The sequence below is a fragment of the Kribbella yunnanensis genome (assembly GCF_039529655.1).
Taxonomy (GTDB): domain Bacteria; phylum Actinomycetota; class Actinomycetes; order Propionibacteriales; family Kribbellaceae; genus Kribbella; species Kribbella yunnanensis.
On record NZ_BAAANF010000031.1, the window covers coordinates 17,929 to 36,364 of the forward strand.

Consider the following 18,436-nt stretch of genomic DNA (forward strand, 5'->3'; position numbering starts at 1 on the left):
TTGGCGACGACAGCTCCAAAGAGTTGAGACGTAATCACTGCCTCTGGATACGGGCAGGAAAGCTGAAGACAGACGGGGATTGCCGCTAGCTCTTCGGCTGGAACGCGGTTTGTCCTCAGGGCGAGGCATAACGTGCTGAACGAAGGGGACAACGGTGACTGCACGCGACTTTGGTGGACCGTTCTCGGTCGCGACTCACCAGGTGGAGGCGCTCGGCACCAGCTTCGTGGCTTTCGTCAACGCGCTGCTGGATGCCGAAGCTGCCGCAGCGGGGCTGGATGGCTGGCAGCTGAGCACGACATACCGCGAGAACATCGGCGACCTGGGCATCGACGCCGGCATCCGCAGAGCCATCAAGACCCGCCACATTCCAGCTGGCGACAGCGCCTGGCAGTTCAAAGCAGGAGACCTGGAACCGGCAAAGTGTAAGAAGGAGCTGCTCAGGCCTGATCTAAAAGAACCGTCAGCGGCCCTCGACACCGTCCGTGCCGGCGGCTCCTATCGCCTCGTTCTGGGCGCCGACTTGACGCCCGCCAAGGTAACCAAGCGACGCAAAGCGCTGGAGGAGGCGGCGGCAAGCAAGGGGATCACAGCAACTCCCGGGATGTTCGAGGTTCTCCCTGCCAACGTGTTGGCTTCCTGGGCAGAAGAACACCCAGCCATAGCGGTATCGCCTCTGCTGGGTGGGATCGGTAATGGCGCGATGCCGCTTGACCAGTGGAGTCGCGCCGACCGGCTCAGCAACACCTGGCAGATGTCATCCTCACGCGCAGAGATAGCAACCCAACTCGACAAATTTGTGAGCGGTCGACGCGTTCCTGATCTGCGGCTGGAGGGAGTCAGCGGCATCGGCAAGACCCGAGCAGTGCTTGAGGCACTCCGCAGCCGACCCTACGCGAAACTTGTCGCCTATCTGCCCGCCCACAGCTCAGCCCCGGAAGGACTCCTTCACCAGCTTCAGTTCCAGCAGCGGCCGACCATCCTAGTGATCGACGAATGTGAGGCTCGACAGCACGAACAACTCGCCGGGATGCTGACAGCGAAGTCGCCCGTCCGCCTCATCACCATCGGACATCCCACCGGATACCGAGGACGCTCTGAGCCTCTGGTGATCGAAGCGCTAGAAGAACATGCCGTCGCCAGCGTCATCAAGACTGCGCGACCGAACCTGTCCGCAGAACACCGAGCCTTCGCTGCAGCATCCTCGGCCGGCAACCCCCGGCTGGCGCAGGTCTTCGCGGATGCCTTCAGCCAGAACCCGAAGGCCACGGTCGATGAGCTGATCAACCAAGACATCATCGAGACCTACATCACCGCAGACCTTCCCAAGGCCAACAACCGCCTGGCCTACTACGTCGTCGCGCTCGTCCCCTCCGTTTCGATCGGTGGCGACGCAAACGTTCTTGGCGAACTCGCATCCGCACTCCCGGTCACCGAGATCGAGCTGAGGCAAGCCCTCGCCCATCTTGACGAACTCGGGCTGGTCTCAAGCGTGAGTTCGATCGAGCGCCCCGACTTCCGTATCTGCAGGATCACACCTCACCCACTGGCTGTACATCTGGCCCGACGCGCCTGGGATACCCTGACGACCGAAATTCTGAATGACCTGCTGCCGGCGGCCGCCAGCGGCGACCTCCTCGATGCCCTCGTGCAACGAGTTGCTGAGCTCGGTTCCTCAGATGTGACCGGCGCTGCGATCCGCCACATTCTTCGTTCTGAGGAACTGCTCGAAGACCTCCGACCCAATGGCAGCCATGAGTACGGGACCTTGCTGTCCAACCTGGCCGCCATTGCCCCTGACGCTGTCTGCGACCTCGTAGAGCAGGAGATAAACGCCAGCCCTGAGGACGAGTTACTCGACCTGTTGGAGCAATGGGAGGCCGCACAAGGCGCGCTCGACCGCCTCGCGTGGAGCACCACTACATTCCGGAGAGCCGCGGACCTTGTCCGTCGCATCGCCCGAACGGCGCCTATCGAGGATCCCAACAAGCCCAGCCCCGCCGTTGTCGGTCTGGAGGACCTCGAAGGTCAAGACCCGTTCGTCATTAGATTCACGAACCTCTTTGGAACGATCCTGCCCAACACGGCGGCGCCGCCCGAGGCGCGCCTCAGGTATCTGCGTGCAACCCAGGTCTCCACCGACCTAAGGGATCGCCGTCTTACCGTCCTCGCCGCGAGCCGAGCGGTACAGCCAGACGAAACAGCCTTCGGATCCTTGCACAGTCAAGGCACGATGCTGATCGAGAGCCGTGGTATGCCCACCACCTGGGGTGCAGTCTGGGACTACAAAGCCGAAGCCATCGCCATTCTCGGCGCGCTCGCCAACGACATTGATCCGGCAACTGCCAACTCGGCCGTGACCTGCCTTGCGCAGGCAGCCGGCGAACTGCTGGAAACCGACGTCCTCACAGCCGCTCTCGTCCCGGTCCTAGCAAGGCTGACAGTGACACAACTTCGGCCGATACGGACGGCGATCTCGGAGCTGCGCTTGCTCCACCGCGACAGCCAGGACCAACGCATCCTCAAGAATCTCGAAACCCTCGAGACCAGCCTGCCGGCCCCCACCCCGGAGGAGACCGTCGAGTACCTCGCCGACGTCAACCCATCACACGACATCGACGGCGAGCACTACTACCCGCAGCTCCAGGCGGCCGTCGGATGCGTCGACCAAGCCGGCCGTGTCAACCTGCTGCTCAGCATCCTGCGGCGTCAGCCGCGAGGCCTGTTTGCTATTGGCCGAATCCTCGGCGAAGTCACCGGAGAAGACGAGACGGTCGAAGCCACACTGGTCGAGCTCGCGCGAACGGATGCGGCCCCATTGCTTGGCTACCTCTACGCCCTCGAGCAGCGTCAATCCGGAGCTTACGATCGCTTCCTCGACGCCCGCGCAGGCGCTGGGCTGGACGCCAGCCGTCGGCTGTATATAACCGTCCGTGGTCCACACTGCCCGAAGGCAGCGGCTCGAGTTCTCCACCTCAGCGCCGATCTCGAACCAGCCCACGGTGCACGAACCATGCTTGCCTGGAAGGTCAGTGACGAGGACCTCAAGAAGCTCCTGGAAGACTGGCTCCCCCGGCTCAGCACACAGGAGGACTACAACGCCGTCGTCGATTGCGTCCACCAGATGCTCTACGCGCGCCCGCCCTGGATCGAAACCGTTGACCCAGTTGTCGCCGATCTGGTGTCACGGTGCCGCCAGTTCCCCAAGCTCTTCCACGAAGAATGGGACTGGAATCGCCTTGCGCTGCGGCAGTTGACCAAGCAACCTGGCGTACTCGCCGACCTCTTGATCGAACTGATCGAGGCCGGCCGGTTCCAGATCGGCGTCCGGGGCCCGGACGATCACAAACTCCTGCCGGCCTGTGTGGCCGCCACTCAACCCGGTGCCTGGCTGCGACTCATGAACGGGGTGGCAGCAGAATCCCATCACTACGTTCGGGAAGCCGGGCGCTGGCTCGGTGAAGCCGCAGACGTAGAGACGGCCGAAGGCTGGGTTGGTGACGATGTCGGAAAGGCGCGAGCGCTGGCCGCGGTCACCGACCTCCGTACCCAGTTCGGGCCAGTTGCCCGATTCCTCATCACGCGATTCGGGCACGATGCCGACGTCACTTCGATGATGGCCGACTCGCTGGTCGCCGGACGATGGATCGAGGAAGAGGCTGCGGAGCTTAAGGCCGAACTGGAGGTGTTCGTGCAGCGTGTCACTGACACAGACCCCGTCGTACTGAAGCAATGGGCGGAGACCACCGCAGAACGTCTCCGCGAGGAGATCGCTCGCGTCGCTGCCTGGCGTGCACGACGGTGACCGTCATGAACAACCTGCACCGCAGGGGCCGGTTGACCAGGGAGCTCGACGGGAAGGCGTACCGCTACCAACCTGTGTTGTCACGGCAGGAGCACAGCGCAGAACTGATGCGCCAGGTCCTCGCCGGGAGTGGCGACGAGGTCGCCACTGCTCCGGTTCGTGGACCGGATGACCGACCAGGAGGCGAGCGCGATGCGGGATGCGGGATGCGGGATGCGCCGCAGGATCGTCGGCGAGCGGACGACCGCGGGTCATGAACGACCGTGAGGCGGGTGCGTCGTTCGACTCGGCGCGCACCGATCGCCCAAGATAGCCAGGTGAACGAAGATCCTGGTCGCCTGGAGGGTCATGAGCTCCTCGCCTGGCTCGCCGAGCCGCCGAGCAGCACGCCCGACCCGATACCTACTACCGCACCCGCGCACCTCCCGTTCGAGCAGCTCGAGCCAGACGCGTTCGAGCGCCTCGTCCTGGCCGTCACCGAGACGAGGTATGAGGTCGAGGATGCGGGGCAGTACGGGGTTCGTGGCCAGAAGCAACACGGGATCGACCTGTTCGGCCGCTTGGTGTCCTCGGGAACGTCGGATCCTCGCTATGTAACTGTGCAGTGTCGCAACGTCGACGGAGTTACGGTCGCCGGTCTCGGCGGCGCAGTGGATCAGTTCCTCGCTGGTCTGTGGGCGGAGCGGAGCGACCTCTTCGTATATGCCACTCGGGCATCTGTGAGACGGACTAAGCTCAGAGAGGCGGTGGAAGCGGAGGCAGTTCGCTTGCGTGCCCAGCGGATCCGGTTCGAGGTCTGGGACGGTGAACGGCTGTCCGTGATGCTGCGAGACCAGATCAAGATTGTTACCACCTACTTCGGAGAGGCCACCGCAAAAGCATTCTGTGTTGCGCCGGAACGTAGCGAGGCGTTGGCGGAAGTGCCCGCTCTTACGTCGCCGAGCGGCCCCCCGAGCTTCGCGTCTTGGCAGTCGGTGCTGCCGGGGGACTTGACTGCTTTCGGCCTGATGAACCTGAAGGACCACAGCAGCCCGTATGTGGGGTCGCCGGCCGTGTGGCAGTCGGATACTCCTCCCTCGGTGACCATTGGTGTGTCCATACCCACCTCGCCGCTGCTGTCTCGCGTGCCGTCGACTTCCCGAGTTCGGCAAGAGTTTCTCAACCTTCTGAGCGACTCCCCGATCTCGAAGTTCCTGGAGACACTGGCGCCTGGGGCAGAAGCCGCGCGGTGGCACAGCCACAATGAAGTCGGTCGTGCGCACTACGCTGCGATTCGGTCCATTGAAGGGATTGCTGGTCCGCCGGCCGCCTGGTCGCGGTTGCTGCTTGCCGAGCCGGGTCGTCGGTCGAGTGTGCTTGACGATCGCTGCACGTACTTCCTGCTGCATGTCGACTGGACGACGACTGGATCGACGACAGCCGCTCCACCGGTTCAGCTTGTGCAATGGCGCGAACTGATGAACCAGGCTCTCGGCGTACCTGCGGCGATCGCGCGATACCTGGTCGACCAGGTAGGTCTTGAACTTAGCGAGGAGCCGCTCCCGATGATCGGCTTCTGGCTGGCGACATCATCATCAGCGAAGCTCACTCAGTTGATTGATGTCCGAGGGCTGAAGCAGGTCGACGCTTCTGGGTCCTCGCAGTGGTACGACGCCTACGCGGTTGCTGCACCTGCGGGGGAGCCGTCGGACGTCGTCGTCACGGATTGGTTGACCCGGCTGTGCGATGTCGCGCTTCACCTCGACGGTTACGAAGAGAGCATCTGAGGTCTGCTCGACGCGGCGCCCTGACGGCGACGCCGGAGGAGCCGCATACTAGGCCCGTGGTGACTCGCGGTACGCCGGTGGTGGATGCGCTCGAGGCGTTCTATGCGATGAGTATCGAGGATCTCTCGGGTGAGCTGGATCGTGGCCTGACCGCGGCCCGGGCGCTGGATCTCTCCACCGAAGAGGTCCTCGCGCGGCTGCGGTGCGGTGATTTCCTGGCCACTTACCTGGAGCAGGTGCAGTCGGGCACAGTCGAGAGCTGGTTAGGGTCGCTCGATCTGGAGGCCGGAGTACTTCGGGCCTCACTGGTCGGCCGGGAGCTCGCTGAGACTCATGCGCACCGGAGGCGCTCGATGCTGATCGACGGAGAGCATCTCAGCAACGAGCGGCTGCCGCATGCCGGCGTTGGGTCAGCCGAGCTCAAGGCGGCTCTTTGCTACGCGCACGACATTCTGCTCGAGGATCCGTTCGATGAGGAGCAGGTGCTCGCGGACTTCGCGGCATCCGTCCACGAGGTGATGCCGGAGACCACCATCACGATCGCTCCTGATCCCGAGCACTTCGTGGACACGGTCCGCGGGTTGCTGCCGCTCGCGCCGCTGGCGCGTGACGGCGTACTCGCGTTCGCCCCTCGTCGGCTGGCGATGGACGCCAGGTTGGCGGGTGTGTTCGCTAGTAACGCGTGGGATCTCGGCAGCGGGTCTCCTGAGACACTGGCGAGCAGTGAGCTGGCGCGGCGCTCTTTGCGGCTGTGGTTGGCGAGTGGTGGCCGGTATGTACCGCTGTTCGGTTCGGACAGCGAGGAGGCTGCCTTCGCCTCGGAGTCGGGACTGTTCGCGGAGGAGATTCTTACGCAGGAGCTAGCCCGCCTCCGACGGATCGCGACGCTCTCCCTGCCGTCGGCCGGGCGGCTGAGTCCGCAACAAATGCTGGACCTGAGGCGCGCCGATATGTTCGAGGAGTTCAGGACGAGGCAGCGCCAGGCCCTGCAGTCCGTTGGCCCTGGTACCGATGCCGAGACGGCCGGCCTGTTCAGGGAAGAGATGAAGGTCGCGGCCGACGAGCTCGGCGCCCACGTGCGGAAGAAGGACGCGTTGGTCACGGCGATGCCGAAGTACCTGAACTGGGGTGTCGGTGCCATCGGACTCACGATCCACGACTGGCGCTTGATTGCCACCGGGCTCGGCGGGATCACCGTGGAGGTGCTGGCGGAGAGGTTCCTCGGTCGCGAGGGGCTCGGCAAGAGGGCCCTTGTCCATCACTACGCAACGCTCGCCGCACGGTAGAAGCCGCACTTGGGCGCGAGGAGCTGGAGCGGTACCTCGATCAGTTGGGCGATGTGGCGGAGGCGGCGGATTCGGCTGAGCCGAGGAGCTTTGTGAACTCTCTACTCGTCGCTGCGACTGGCTCTGGTCTACAACCGCGTCGAGCGAAGTCGCGACGTGGAGGTCGATCGTTGATCGACCGTGTGGATCAGGTCTGTGCCCCAGGCCGAACATGCACCTTAACCACACGGCTTGCGTTGGGCTCAGTCCATGGTGGTTCGCCTTCACCGTCAATCGTTTGAAGTCGCACGACGGTAGCCGAGACGATCCCCTCCCGCCTGAATCGGGCGCCTCCGGCGGGACAGTGCCAGTGCCTGGAGCCAGTCAGTCCATGTAGTTCGCGTGATCCCAGTCCAGGTGAGGCGCGAATTCGAGGTAGACGAGAGTCGCGGTAAGCACTAGGTAGCTCAGCGCCTCAAGCCCTAGCTGGCGCCAGCCGTCACGCTGTCCAGCTATTGCTGACCCCCGCACTCTGCTGCGCCACACTCCACCGGTTCCGCTGAGGTCTAGGCCACGGAAGAACACGACGACGGTCTGGCCGTTGTCGGCGGTCTCGTCGATGAATCCCCGGAGAGCCGCCGCCTCGTCTTCGGCGAAGCTAGAGCGGTTCTCGGCGGCGTCGAGGATGACGCACACATCGCCGAGCACCTGTTCAAGTGCTGGCTCGTCGCGCACCTCCTCGGGACTGTGCCTGTAGCCGTACTGGGCGAACGCTGGTGACTGCCATAGCAGCGTCTGCGCGATGGTGCCTTTGAGAACCGTAAGGTCGCCGACCTGATGTCGTGACACACACGGAAGTCGTGGGCCCCCAAGACCCGGGTGACGATATCGATCCACGTGTCAGCCGGCGGGCACGACAGGACGGAGCGGAGCGGGTCGATGCGGTGCCCGAGGGGGCGGCCACGGAACGGGGGACCGTCGATGCGCATGCTGCGGTGGTTCACCAGCGACGCGACGCGGCTGGGATCAATGAAGGCGGCTGTCGGCACATGCGCGGTGACCTCGCCGCTACGGCCGCGCATGGACGCGTAGAACGTCTGGCGCCACCCTCGCTCGACCAGCTCGCGGACATCGATGCCGATGAACTTATCGACTGACTCGACGTACACAACTAGGTAGACCGGTTCGGGTGCTGCGAACCAGAACTTCAGATGAGCGACCCCGACTGTGACTGCGACGTGCTCTGCGTTGTCGAACTCGTCTGCCGACATGGTCGAGGCGTGGACGCCCTTGAGCTGAAACCAGACCCGGCTGGCAAGGGGACGCCAGTACGACCGTTCATCGCCTTTCTTCGTGGTCCTCTCACCGCGCGCGAACAGGTGCAGGCCGGTGTCAATACCGGCGCGGTCGCGGCGATACTCGACCACGACGCCGCTCTCGCTCAGCAGCGACTCAAACTTCGGCATGTACCGGTTTTCGAGCTCATCGTGCTCGCCCATTCCCACCATGCCCTTCAGTCTGCCAAGGCTGTCCAGTCACCTCGCGTAGCAGGGTGCTTGAGGCACTGACAGGCAGCTGGTACAGGAGATGACCGCGCGAGCGCCCTGCTGTGGCGAGCCTGCGTCGGTATCGAAGAACGAGCCTGCTGATCCTCGTATCCGTTTCGCGATCACAGTGGCCGTCTGATGCGCCCCGAGCGGGCGGTGACGACCCTCTGCGCCCCGCACGGCGTCTCACGCAAATCGTGAGTTGACCCAGGGCGCTTGGGGGCGAACGATTGACTCGTGAGAACGACGATTGATCAGTTCATGTGGGCGTTCCAATCGCACTTTCGTTACGGTATCGAGCGCGCAGCGCAGGCCGTGTTCGATCAGATCGGGTTCGGTCTCGGTGCGCGGGCCTTTCTTGTTGGCTTCACCGACGACTCGAACCGGCAATTCCCGGTTTGCTTTGAGCCTGAGCACGACCCGCTCGCTGCAGTAGATCTGTCCATGGTGGTCGCGGACGCTCGACGGCGATACGAGGAGAGCGACGAATCGCGGATGATGGACAGCAGCCGTCGGCTCCATGAGCGACGTCATCGTGCTCTCATGGACTCGTTCCGCGGGGAGGCAGTCAGGGACGCACTGGCTGGATCTCCGGAAGGAGTCGGACTGGCATTCTTCGTAGGTTCGTCGGTGCTGGTCGATGGCGCCTACGAGGTTCATCCGGTTGTTGCGGTCCCCAGAGCACGGTGGGAGTCCAAGCCGGCTTTGAGCAAAGAACGGATCGACCGGTATCGAGTGGTTCCGTCCTTCCAGCACTCGGTGATGTGGGAGTTGCTCAGTGCAGCTACGACTGACCTCAGCCGCAGCACTCCACCGGAGAGCTTCTCGATCTATTGGTCCGACCGATCTGAGCTCATTCGGAAAGCGGCGCGCGAATTCGTTCAGTCGGTATCGGTGTTCAGCGGGTACGAATTCCAGTCCGAGTTGTTTGTGGCGCTCGACGAGATCTCCACGCAGCCGTACGAGGGCCGTTCCGGAGCAGGCGGGTTGTTGCTGGCGGCCGACGCGAACCCTCACATAGAACCTGTCATGGAGTTCGTGAAGCCGATCCGAGTTTCGGAGACCCGCTCGATGCGCAAGTCGCTCGAGATGGCCGATCCCGAACACCACCTCCTCTGCGACGGCGAAAAGATTGTTGGACTGGCTCGCCTGCGTAACACCTACGATCCTGCGGACGAGAACGCGTTCGTGTTCAACGTGGTGGCGCGGGGTGTCTGGGAGCTCAGCCATGAACGAGTGCCGCTTCTTCGGGTGTCGAATACGCGGCCGTCTCTGCCACAGCCACGGTTGGATGCGCAGCACCTCAAGTCAGTAGCGCGCCGCGTGTTCTCCGAGATCGGCGCGAGTGAGGCGGATGTCTTGTGGGACCTTGCCGAATCGGCATCTGAGGCTTCACACGGGACGATGCTGGTCGTCCACCGGAACGCCTGCGACGAGGCGGCGCGTCTCATCCCGCAAGCGCAGCAGATAAGACCGAAACTACTCGACGCGAAGGCTTTGGCAGCCGTCACGAGCATCGATGGTGCAGTTCTTGTCGATCCGACCGGAACGTGCCATGCCGTTGGCGTTATCCTTGACGGATACGCCTCGGGAGAGGGTGACTCGAGTCGAGGCGCGCGATTCAATTCCGCCGTGCGGTATCACGACGCCCAGAGCGGCCAGTGCCTCGTCATCATCGTCAGCGAGGACGGCATGATCAATCTGCTGCCGGACCTTCCCAGACAGGTTGCTCGTGACTCTGTCGAGAAGGTCGTGCGCCAATTGGAGGAGTCGCTGACCGATGATCCTGACTACGAGATCTTCTTCCGCTATTGGAGACACCTTGAGTCCCTGGCGTTTTACCTCACGGCCGAACAGTGCGAGCGGATCAACGCGGTTCGGACACGACTCGAGGAGCACCGGGCCCGCCCTGAATCACACCCCCGCGATCCGAACGAGGGATCGCTCGGATTCATCACCCACGTCAGCTGGACGTCCTTCGCTCCGGATCCAGAGATGAACACAAGCTACTTCCTCGAGAGCGAGTAAGTCGACCTGCACGGTGGCGCGGCCGGGGGCGTCCCTCGGCTGAGGTCGGCAGTTGTTGAGCCAGCCCAGACATCAACCTTCATCGGATCGAGGCTGCCCAGTTTCGGTATCTCATCTCCTAGCCGGGCTCAGGCGGACGGGATGCCACGCAAGTGCCGGAAGTGATGAACCGAATCGCGAACTACTCCTGCGAGGTAGGGCTTGGCCTGGCCGCTCCGCGTGCATCGTTCTGTCACGGTAGCGACGTACAGGCATCTCTTCCTCTGATCGGTGGGCACCTTGAGCTTCCGGACGCGCGCAGGGATTCGGATGTGTCCCTGTTTCGTCACGGAGTTCGAACCGTGCGCGCGTACGACGATGAGGTGATGGGACCGATCTGGCACGACATCGAGGCTGATGCGCTGGCCAGGCAACCATCTGAGGGCGCGCACCGGAGAACTGTCCGCGAGCCGGCCCCGAGCGTCGACAGGAGTCACGGCGCAGTAAAGCCGGGGCATTGCGCTGAGAGGCGTCAGAACGGGCAGCGATTCTACCGAGCAGGACGCATGGGTTCTCGTCTGGGCAGGTCGACCGGCCACACGGCAGAACCTGAGGTCTTTGCACGGCAACTCCCCGAGTACGTGCGGGCGAAAGATACCAACTGCAGATTGATCGAGGGTGCATCTTTGTCTTCGACGAGTTCACGAAGGAGTTGGTGGACGTGGTTTACGACGGCGACGTCTACGTTGCGGACCCAAGATGGATGCCCTGATCGCAGAGTCAGGACTGTTCGACCCAGCTCAGTCTCCTCGGCGAGTGTCTTGAAGGCTTCGCTGACGCCTATAGCGACCGACTACCTCGACGAGACGCGTAGTGCGTCTCTGAGCTTCTGGAGTCCTCGATAGATGCCTGGGCTGGTGAGGATGACTCGAGGGCTCATCTCTGCGAGGTGGCGCTCCAGCGACGTGTCGGGGAAGGTCATCCTTGCGATCTGTACGTCTTCGATTTCGTCGGGGCATTCGCCGACCTCGACCTCGTCAAGACGGCCCTCGGCGATGAACGTTGCGGAGAAAGTCTCGCCCACGCCGAGAGGTCCCGGTCGGATCCCGACTGCTCGTGAGTTCCAATCGACGCAATCGGATTGTGAGTCGCTCGCGATCGTCACGTGCGCTTTTCTGATATCGAGGAGATGCAAAAAGGTCCTGTCCCCCGTGTGGCATCTCAACCAGTGTGTCAGGTCGACCTCCCGCCTACCGCGGTTCGTGACCTGGAACGAGACTTGATGCATCCGCTCCACGACAGAACCGTTGAGCCGAGTTGAGATTCCCCGACCGCCCCTGGGCGCAGATCCTAGATCCTCGAAAGGGAGGAACTTCGGCAGCACGAAGATCTTGACATCGACGTCAGGTGCGATCGGCTGATGTTCGAGAGAATCGTGAAGCAGTGAGTTCACGACGAGTTCGGCCCTTGGACCACGCTCCCGAGCTCGCAGGCGAACGAAGGTCTCCATACCGGTGACCCTTCCGCTGACTGCGATGCCGTCTTCGGGGAGAACTCCGTTCAGCATCCCGGAGATTGTGATCTCGTCACGCGGATTGAGCAGGAAGGGGGTGAGCTTGAGGCAGCCGTGGTCGAGGACCGCGGATTCGGAGCCGAGGAACTCGTCTGCGCGCCCCCTACTGACCGTGATGGATCCTCCCAAAAGCTCGCAGCGAGGACCGAAGTCGATATTCAGGGTGCTACTGAAGTCGCTTGGTTGGATGGGAGCCATGCCGGTATTAGCGAGCCTCAACTTGAAGGCCATCGGCCAGACGAGTTTGGTTCCGCTCGGTTCCAGATGTACGGAGATGGGTCCGCTCAGGAACGAGTCAACCGCCTCATCGTCTCGGTCCAGTAGAAGTTGGTCGCAGGCCGCTGTGTAGTGGACTCGCTTGAAGCCGGTCCCTCGCTTCTGCCAAAGGAGTGTCACCCCGGCGACGGCCACTCCGGCGACGGCAAGGACAGTCGCGACTAGAAACTCCAAGCCTTCTCCTCCACTCGCACTCAGGTTCACGTCGGTCACGACTAGCTTGAGCCTCGGTACACCGCCTTAAACCGGCACAGCCGGGCAACGCCGGTGATGAGACGTCGAGCCGGTGAGCCACGGTTCCCTCTGTCATCGCTGATCGCTAGATTGTCCGAGTGCCCGAGCCGAACTACGACCTCCACAAGCCAGGTCGACACCGGTCGAGGACAACGCGCACCTCGGGCATCGAACGAGCAGTCCGGATCCAGCTGGCACCGTTGCCCAGCGCCAGCTGCTGATCGGCGCTCTGCGCCGAATCAGCTCGGCCCATCGAGAGAGCGTCACGCGGGTACACCTGCTGGACCGTCCGGTGGAGGAAGTCGCCGAAGCGATCGGGATCCCGATCGGAACGGTCAGGTCGCGAACCCATCACGGCATCCGGGCCCTGCGGTCCGCATTGTCCGACCACGACGCCGAGACACCGCATGAAGCTTGCGGATGACCGCTTCGCCGTTGGCCCCACAGGCGAAACGCGACGGGCGGCGGTCAGTTCGACGTTCAATGAGCGATGGCTCCGCAAGTCGTGGCGAACCCGAGCGGGCCTCGACCTTCAGCTTGCAGAGGGACCTCCGCCGCGTATCTGCAGCCCGGGCGGGAGTGGCAGATTGCGCAGGTAGAACTGGCCCAGGTCATCCCACATCCGGCGCTCCTCATCGGGGTCCGCGGGCACGACGAGTTCGAGGTGGTGGGGCAGTTTGTGGCGGTACAGATCGAAGACCACGGCGACCTCCTGACCGAAGGCTGTCGCGGCCTGGAGGGATGCACGGTGGGCGCACCAGGCCATGGGCCATGCGAGCAGGGGCAGGGCGGCAAGGGCGCCGGAGCCGCTGGCGAGGAGGACGAGTGGCCAGACCGCCCCGAACGCGGTGGCCAGGCCGAGCAGGGTGACCGTCGTGTCGAGCGCGGTGCGGGCCGCGTTGACCCGCGCGATTGCCTCGGGGGCGAGCAGCGGCAGAAGCCGGGGCCAGATGACTACCGCGTCGATTCCGTAGCGCTCCAGCGGATAGAACTCTGCCGCGCGCAGGTGATTGCCGAGTGCCGTCGGCAGGCAACCATCGATGAGGCGTCGCCGCGGTGGATACCGGGTGGACAGCTGGGTGGCCAGAGCTGCCGCGCGGAGGTGGGCTTGAGCGGCGTGCAGTTCCGCGACCCGCTGCCAGCCGGACTCGGCCACGCGGCGGTGACTCTTTGTGCGGCGCTCGCGCAGGTGGCGCAGCGGGGCGATCTCCGGCCAGTAGCCTTCGATGAGCCGTAGGAACGGCAGGTGGCAGACGGCCAGGAGATAGGCCGAGCCCACCAGGCCAAGCACGACCCACAAGGTGGCGAGGAACTGCCCTGATCCGCTGTACCTTTGCCAGGCCTGTATTGCGTCGCCCGGCGTGCTCCCGGTGGCGGCGAGAGCGACGCCGCCTGAGGCTCCCGCCGTGAGGAGCACGGGCATCAGGACGGAGAGCAGGAAGCGGGATCCCAGGATCCGTTCGGCGCTCCCAAGGCCGGCTTCGAGCAGGGTGTTCATCGAGCCTTCCGGGTCATCAGATCGCCGTGAGTGCAGCGCGGAGGTGACTCGGGGTCGTAGTAGTCCACGACCTGTTCCTCGGCGTGCTGCCCGCAGTGGAACAGCAATGTGGTGAGGGCCTGTCCGGGTAGTCCTGACGGATCCCAGGCGTCCCGATCCGGTGCGGGCGTTTGCTCGTCCGCGGGCGCGGCGCCTGGCTCGCGCCGGTCTTGGGCCTCACTCATCGGTGTCCCCTCCTCGTCGGGTGATCAACAGTTGCGAGATCGACTGTGTTGACTGCAGTCCGGCGGCCGAGAGGTGGTCGATACGGTCTGCCCGACTCGGTAGTCGCCTCATGCTTCGCCTGCCTCGGCGATATTCGTTGAGGTCTGCGCTTCTCGCACGGCGCCCAGGGTGGTGAAGGCACCCCACAGACCCGGGTGGGAGAAGTTCGGGTCCGCGAGGAGGGCGAGCTGGGCGTTGCGAACGGCAGTGTCCACCGCCGCTCCGGGGCTGGCGAGTTCGCGGTAGAGGACGGAGTTGAAGGCGAGCGCAGCGTCGTCACGGACGGGCCACAGCGGTGCAACTACGGTCTCGGCTCCGGCTGCTAGGAAGGACGCGGCGAGGCCCTCGCCCTCGCCACCGAGATTGCGGCGTTCTGCGGCGGCGCGGCAGCCGCTGAGGTTGACCAGGTGGGGGGCTTTCGTTGCAGTGGCGACTTCGAAGGCGAACAGCGGGCGATCGGCGAGCAGGATGCGGGCCATGTTCGGATGGGTCGGGTTGAAGGCCGCGTGTCCGGCGAGGTGCAGCACGTCGCAGGATTCGATGGCGTCTTGGACCGCTTGGGCGGTGGCTGCGTCGTCGTAGAGCGTGATGGCGTCGGGGAACGCGCCACGGACAGCCTCGGCTTCGGCGCGCACGTTGAGCAGTTCTGGCAGGAGCTCGTAGCGCGGTTGACGGACCACGGCGGCGCAGGCCCGGAGGTCGGTGCCTGTTGCCGGAGTCCGGCGGGGTCGCTCCTCGGCTGCCGCGAGTAGCGCGAGCGACGGCAGGGAGCGCACGTGCATACCGGCTATCAGAGGCCGGCCGTGGAAAGGCACAGCGTGGAACGGGAAATCGGCGAGGGGGTCCTGCGCCGTGATGAAGACGCGGCTCGCCCCGGCGAGGAGGTCTGCCACGGGGGCGAGGAGCGCCTCGCCGAGGCGATGCAGGGTTCGGGGCTCGGTGCGCCGTACGCATTCGTCGTGGGCGAGCGCGACGAATTGTCGCAGCTGGTCTGTGGGCAGGTAGGTCGGACGGGACAGGACGATTCCGTTGGTGACGGCAAGGATGATGCCCCCGTCATCTGACTGCAAGTAGGCCAGCGCTATTTCGCCGGGACCAACCGCGAGCGGGAGCGTCCGCGTCCAGTCTGCGACGGTTACTGGCTCCCTGGTCGCGCTGCGCGTGCCGTGCAGAAGCGCGTCCCGTGCCTCCAGGAGGATCCGCGCACGGTCCTCGTTGACGCCGAGGAGCCCCACGTCGCCCGCCACTACAGCGCGCGTTGCGGTGCGTGCGAGGGTATGGATCTCGTCGTCCAGGGACTGAAGCGCTACGGGCGCGGGCCCTTGCGGTCGTTGCGGACGGCGGGTGGCCATCGCGGCGAGCATGCCGACTGCGAGGTCGGCGCGTTCTACGGACAGGGCGGCGCCCATTGCCTCGCCGATGTCTTTGGCGCTGTTCTCCAGATAGTAGGAGCGGCCTGGGAGGGTCGTCGTGTCGAGAGTGGCGAATCGGCTGTCAATGGCGCGGATGAACAGGTTGACCGCGTCGTTGTTCCGGTTCTGCCGGAGCCGGAGTTGGCCGGTGAGGACGAGGAGGTAGTACTCGTGTCCACCGCCCGCCTCCTGTTGCCAATCGGCGAGTGCGGACTCCGCGTCGTCGAAGAAGCCCATCCGCATCAAGGCGCGTGTGCGGCGATGGTGCAGTGTGTGAGTGATGTAGATCTGCCCGAAGGCGGGCCGGGTGGTGTGCGCGGTCGGCGCTGCGAGGCCTTGGCCGATCCGCAGTCCGGTCTCGGCGTGCAGAAGAGACTGCTCGATGAGCCCGATCTGGCTCGTGGCGAGGGCGAGACGGGCGTGCGCGGCGCGGAGTCCATGCCCGTCATCCGCTGCTTCCAGCAGCACACGGCCGCGTTCGTACGCCTTCAGGGCGTCCGGCAGGCGCCGGCAGCGCTCAAGAGCTGTACCCAAGGCTAGATAGGCTCGGCCCTCGTGGCGGGGCAGCCCCCGGCCACGGAAGGCTTCGAGTGCGGACAACGCCAGGCGCAGATAGCGTTGAGGGTCGGCATCGGCGCGTTGGGGGTTGCCACCGAGTGCAGCCAGGACCTGCGCCCCCAGCGCAGGGGTCACTCCGTGGCGGGCGAGCGGGTCGACCGCCTCCCAAGCAGCGGCGAAGACGAGCTCGACCGTCATGGTCGAGCCCGCGACCACGTCGCGTGCGAAGCTCGGCGGGACGAGGATCTCCTCTTCCACGACAAAGGGCAGGGTCAGAGCTCCCTGCCCTAGGTTCAGCACGGCGAACTCGTCCTGGGTGACATTGGCCTCGGCGAAGAACGCGTCGAAGACCGATGGCGCCTTCTGCGGCCCGGGGTTCATGACACGCCGCCATCGCCGCCGAGCTCGGCGGCGGCTTGGCGGGCCAGCTCGGCCTGCTCGGTGGCGCCGTAAACCTTCAGGATGGCGGACAGCGCCAGCCACAGGTTGGCGTCGGTCTCCAGCCACATCACGTCGAACAGTGCGAGCTCCCTCAAAGCGGCGAAGTCCCCTGCGCCAAAGGCTGCTCGGCGGACGTCGCCGCGTGCCGCCAACTCCTGTTCGCTCGGCGTGGTTTCGTTCACGAGGCGGGACAGCAGTTCCTTGTGCAGCCCGGTGGGGTCACCCGGCCAGTCCTCCAAAGCCAGAAGAGCAGCCACGTGCTCGCGATGGCCAAGGGCTACGGCACGGCGAGCGAGATCGAGCACCCGCAGCAGGTGCTCACCCGCTCCCGCCGAAACGGGCGCACGTACGACTACGGACAAGGCCAATTCGGGTCGGGCGAGATCTCCATAGCAATATGCGAGCACTTGGGCGACAAGGCCCCTCGCCGAGTCGTTGGGTTCGAAGAATGCCGCCACTTGAGCAGCCTCGGCGGCGAGTTGCTCAGGTGGCTCCCCGGTCAGCATGCCGCGCTGAGCGGCCATGGTTGCCACATAAAGCAAATGGTCGCGCAGCCCATCCTCCAAGGAGCGCCGGTCGACGGCGTCAGTGCCCGCGGTGCCGAACTCAATGGCGCGCAACCAGCGCGCACACCGGTCCACTTCCCGGAGACACAATGCGCGGGCCTGGTCAGGCGGGAGGTGAGTCGCCTCTGCACGGACCGCCGCCGAGTTGAAGTAGGCGCTCGGTTCTTGGAGATCGAGGGGTCCGTTCGCGAGTGCCTCAGCGAGCTTCGCCTCGATGGCCGCTGACCCGAAGTCGTTCCGATCCACGGCTCGGCTTGTGTGCTGCCCTGGCCCTTCCCCCATAGGAGAAGGCTACTCCGTCGCGTCTTCCACTGGGTGCTGACAAAGGTTGCGGACGCGGCGGCTGAGTGCGGGCTTGATGAAAGAGTCGAGACCATGCCGGTGCTGCTGCTTGATGGGGGCGCCGGTGAGATGAAGCTGCGCCAGTCTCGGCGAGGATCGGACATGGCGAGTCGTGCGTCGCAGCCGCGGACTCGGGTGGCGCCTACGACCACACACCTGTTCCGCGGATCGATTCCGTGCGAGTGCTGCGGACGGAGGATGGAACGTGCTCCGCGCGAGCATGCGATGTTCTATCGGTATGCCGCGCGGACGCTCGTGCGAGGAGCTAAGGAGGAGCTCGGGCAGTCGCCGACTGTCTGCGTTCGAGAGGACCGGTCGGCCGATGCGCCGAGCGAGTGGATTGCGCAGCTGTTCGGCCCGATCCAGATCGGGAGCGCCGATGTTGCCGGCCTCGGCTTTCAGTACGTCGACGGTGCCCTGTGCGTCGGTGCTGGGCTGGCCAGGTCAATCCTCAGTGACTAGCCGACTTACTTGGTACTTCTGGTGTTGCAGTTATGCACCGCTGGTGCGTCCGAGGCCGAACACGCACCTTAACCACACGCCTCGACCTCGACCCGGATCTACTAGATCGAACTCCATAACACCGCTCTACCGTGCCAGGCATTGAGGCATCTCGGAGCAGCGCTCGAAGTTGCCGCTGATCTGCTTACTCGCAGCTAGAGCGCTGCCGTTGGACGCCAGCGTTGAGCAAGACTTGTCGCTCCAAACAGTGAGCGCACCGAACGAGAACTACACGCCATCTGAGCCCGAGGAGCTGGTATCCGACCCGAATCTGCTCAAGGCGAGCATCCGCGGATCGATCGGCTCGACATCCACCTGGCTGACGCCGCGGTCGGCGACATCGGACCTGCTGTCGGCAGGTGCTCGATTCTGACAGTGTGC

At 64.5% G+C, this 18,436-nt stretch carries 14 protein-coding genes; 8 read left to right on the top strand and 6 right to left on the bottom strand.

What is annotated here, in order from left to right:
- The first annotated feature begins 154 nt into the window (after positions 1-154).
- The 4 genes from ABD231_RS39870 to ABD231_RS39885 are packed head-to-tail and all read left to right on the top strand — an operon-like array spanning position 155 to position 6,857.
- Positions 155-3,805 carry a hypothetical protein gene (locus tag ABD231_RS39870; RefSeq protein ID WP_344164906.1) on the top strand — a complete coding sequence of 1,217 codons (3,651 nt, stop codon included), beginning with the start codon at positions 155-157 and terminating at the stop codon, positions 3,803-3,805.
- A 5-nt stretch (positions 3,806-3,810) separates the two neighbouring features.
- Positions 3,811-4,062, top strand: coding sequence for a BlaI/MecI/CopY family transcriptional regulator (locus tag ABD231_RS39875; protein ID WP_344164909.1), 252 nt, complete (start codon positions 3,811-3,813; stop codon positions 4,060-4,062).
- Positions 4,063-4,122: 60 nt separating this feature from the next.
- Positions 4,123-5,571, top strand: a complete 1,449-nt coding sequence (locus ABD231_RS39880) for a hypothetical protein (RefSeq protein ID WP_344164912.1) — start codon at positions 4,123-4,125, stop codon at positions 5,569-5,571.
- A gap of 56 nt (positions 5,572-5,627) precedes the next feature.
- Positions 5,628-6,857, top strand: a complete 1,230-nt coding sequence (locus tag ABD231_RS39885; protein WP_344164915.1) for a hypothetical protein — start codon at positions 5,628-5,630, stop codon at positions 6,855-6,857.
- 363 nt (positions 6,858-7,220) lie between these two features.
- Here ABD231_RS39885 and ABD231_RS39890 read toward each other — a convergent pair whose 3' ends face one another.
- Positions 7,221-7,685, bottom strand: coding sequence for a hypothetical protein (locus tag ABD231_RS39890; RefSeq protein ID WP_344164918.1), 465 nt, complete (start codon positions 7,683-7,685; stop codon positions 7,221-7,223).
- A gap of 935 nt (positions 7,686-8,620) precedes the next feature.
- Between ABD231_RS39890 and ABD231_RS39895 the strand changes: the two genes are divergently transcribed.
- Positions 8,621-10,411 (top strand): DNA integrity scanning protein DisA nucleotide-binding domain protein, encoded by a 1,791-nt coding sequence (locus tag ABD231_RS39895; RefSeq protein ID WP_344164920.1) that lies wholly within the window; start codon positions 8,621-8,623, stop codon positions 10,409-10,411.
- An 832-nt stretch (positions 10,412-11,243) separates the two neighbouring features.
- On the opposite strand, the gene ABD231_RS39900 is transcribed toward ABD231_RS39895, so the two are convergent.
- On the bottom strand, positions 11,244-12,452 hold the full coding sequence (locus tag ABD231_RS39900) for a hypothetical protein (RefSeq protein WP_344164923.1): 1,209 nt from the start codon (positions 12,450-12,452) through the stop codon (positions 11,244-11,246).
- A gap of 241 nt (positions 12,453-12,693) precedes the next feature.
- Here ABD231_RS39900 and ABD231_RS39905 point away from each other — a divergent pair, with 241 nt between their 5' ends.
- Entirely contained in the window at positions 12,694-12,897 is a 204-nt protein-coding gene (locus ABD231_RS39905; RefSeq protein ID WP_344165058.1) for a sigma factor-like helix-turn-helix DNA-binding protein, read from the top strand.
- A 108-nt stretch (positions 12,898-13,005) separates the two neighbouring features.
- Here the strand turns inward: ABD231_RS39905 and ABD231_RS39910 are convergent, their stop codons facing one another.
- From ABD231_RS39910 to ABD231_RS39925, 4 genes are all read right to left on the bottom strand, one after another.
- Positions 13,006-13,971 (bottom strand): hypothetical protein, encoded by a 966-nt coding sequence (locus ABD231_RS39910; protein WP_344164926.1) that lies wholly within the window; start codon positions 13,969-13,971, stop codon positions 13,006-13,008.
- Positions 13,968-14,195 carry a hypothetical protein gene (locus ABD231_RS39915; protein ID WP_344164929.1) on the bottom strand — a complete coding sequence of 76 codons (228 nt, stop codon included), beginning with the start codon at positions 14,193-14,195 and terminating at the stop codon, positions 13,968-13,970. The genes ABD231_RS39910 and ABD231_RS39915 overlap by 4 nt, the downstream gene beginning before the upstream one ends.
- A gap of 108 nt (positions 14,196-14,303) precedes the next feature.
- Positions 14,304-16,586 carry a CHAT domain-containing protein gene (locus ABD231_RS39920; RefSeq protein WP_344164932.1) on the bottom strand — a complete coding sequence of 761 codons (2,283 nt, stop codon included), beginning with the start codon at positions 16,584-16,586 and terminating at the stop codon, positions 14,304-14,306.
- The gene (locus ABD231_RS39925) at positions 16,583-17,458 is read right to left on the bottom strand and encodes a hypothetical protein (RefSeq protein WP_344164935.1); all 876 of its coding nucleotides are present in this window, start codon (positions 17,456-17,458) and stop codon (positions 16,583-16,585) included. Before ABD231_RS39925 ends, ABD231_RS39920 begins: the two co-directional genes overlap by 4 nt.
- 294 nt (positions 17,459-17,752) lie before the next feature.
- On the opposite strand from ABD231_RS39925, the gene ABD231_RS39930 reads away from it, so the two are divergent.
- Entirely contained in the window at positions 17,753-18,016 is a 264-nt protein-coding gene (locus tag ABD231_RS39930) for a hypothetical protein (RefSeq protein ID WP_344164938.1), read from the top strand.
- A 247-nt stretch (positions 18,017-18,263) separates the two neighbouring features.
- A complete protein-coding gene (locus tag ABD231_RS39935; RefSeq protein WP_344164940.1) occupies positions 18,264-18,428 on the top strand; it encodes a hypothetical protein in 165 nt (54 codons plus the stop codon).
- Positions 18,429-18,436 lie beyond the last annotated feature (8 nt).